Raw genomic sequence first — 2,046 nt, forward strand, 5'->3', positions numbered from 1 at the left:
TTGACCCGCAATGCTGAGTGAACCCAAACCGTCCGGTGCTGCAATCGTAAAAGTATTTCCAGTAAGTGTGCCATCTTCAACAACACTTTCGTCACCGGTAGCGCCGGCGTTGTTGTCGGTGATGGTTACCGTCGGTGCTCCATCAGTCGTACCCGTCACAGTGATCGTTACGGTGGTGGTTGAGAAACTGCCGTCGTCGTCTTTTAAGGTGTAGCTGAACGTGTCCGTCGCAGTTGCACCTTCAGCCAAGGCGGCTGCACCTGCACCTGGGGTATAAGTGTAGGAACCATCGGCTTGAATCGTGAGTGAACCTAAGCTGCCCGCGATGGGAGTGTTTACACCGCCAGCAATGTCACCGGTTTGAGTACCCGCCACAACGCCGGTAATTTCTGCGGCGTCTGCACCATCGACATCGGCACCGCCGACATCGGTTCTGACATTGCCCGTTGCATTGTTGTCGGCATCGGTTGTGTCTGTGTCCGCATTGGCTACCGGTGCGGTGTCGGTAATTAAAATATCAAGATTGTCACTCGCGGTGGTGCCGTCGCTGTCCGTGACAATCACCGCCAGGCTATCGACAACTTCACCACTATTATGATCCTTCGATGTTCCGTTTGGATCGTAGCTGTAAGTGACCTCACCGGTTGAAGCGTTAAAGTCGGTAATGGTCAACACGCCTTCTGGCGTATTGATGGCAATGTTGGTTGTTGAAGCATTGTTGAGTGCAGCCACCGTAATACTTTGACCCGCAATGCTGAGTGAACCCAAACCATCCGGCGCTGTGATCGTAAAGGTGTTTCCAGTTAACGTTCCGTCTTCAACAACACTTTCGTCACCGGTGGCGCCGGCGTTGTTGTCGGTGATGGTTACCGTCGGTGCTCCATCGGTCGTGCCGGTCACAGTGATTGTTACTGTGGTGGTCGAGAAACTGCCGTCGTTATCTTTTAAGGTGTAGCTGAAGGTATCTGTGGCGGTTGCACCTTCGGCCAAGGCAGCTGCACCGGCACCTGGGGTGTAAGTGTAGGAACCATCGGCTTGAATCGTTAAAGAACCTAAGCTGCCAGCGATTGGGGTGTTTACACCGCCAGCAATGTCACCGGTTTGAGTACCCGCTACAACGCCCGTAATTTCTGCAGCATCGGCACCATCAACATCCGCACCGCCGACATCGGTTCTGACATTGCCTGTTGCATTGGTATCGGCATCGGTTGTGTCTGTGTCGGCGTTGGCAACAGGCGCGGTATCGGTAATTAAAATATCCAGCGTGCCGTTTGCTATGGTGCCATCACTGTCCGTGACAATCACCGCCAAGCTATCGACAACTTCACCACTACTATGATCCTTCGATGTTCCGTTTGGATCGTAGTTGTAAGTGACCTCACCTGTTGAAGCGTTAAAGTCGGTAATGGTCAACACGCCTTCGGGTGTATTGATGGCAATGTTGGTTGTTAAAGCATTGTTGAGTGCAGCCGCCGTAATACTTTGACCCGCAATGCTGAGTGAACCCAAACCGTCCGGAGTGCTAATCGTAAATGAATTACCGCTCACGCTTGAGTTTTCAACAACACTTTCATCGCCTGTGGCGCCAGCGTTGTTGTCGGTGATGGTTACGGTTGGTGCTCCATCGGTCGTGCCGGTCACAGTGATTGTTACTGTGGTGGTCGAGAAACTGCCATCGTTATCTTTTAAGGTGTAGCTGAACGTGTCAGTGGCCGTTGCACCTTCGGCCAAGGCGGCTGCACCAGCCCCTGGGGTGTAAGTGTAGGAACCGTCGGCTTGAATCGTTAAGGAACCAAGTGTTCCTGCAATGGCGGTATTCACACCGCCAGCGATGTCACCCGTTTGCGTACCCGCCACAACGCCCGTAATTTCTGCGGCATCTGCACCATCGACATCGGCACCGCCCACATCGGTTCTGACATTGCCTGTTGCATTGTTGTCGGCATCGGTTGTATCCGTGTCCGCATTGGCAACCGGCGCCGTGTCGGTAATTAAAATATCCAGCGTGCCGTTTGCTGTGCTGCCATCACTGTCCGTGACAATCAC

At 53.2% G+C, this 2,046-nt stretch carries 1 protein-coding gene; it reads right to left on the reverse strand.

Annotation, left to right across the window (positions count from 1 at the left end; genetic code table 11):
- The coding region (locus ABWW03_RS19885; RefSeq protein WP_353411419.1) for a beta strand repeat-containing protein at positions 1 to 2,046 on the reverse strand (2,046 nt) is incomplete at both ends.

It is taken from the genome of Pseudoteredinibacter isoporae, assembly GCF_040372805.1.
GTDB classification, from domain to species: domain Bacteria; phylum Pseudomonadota; class Gammaproteobacteria; order Pseudomonadales; family Cellvibrionaceae; genus Pseudoteredinibacter; species Pseudoteredinibacter isoporae_A.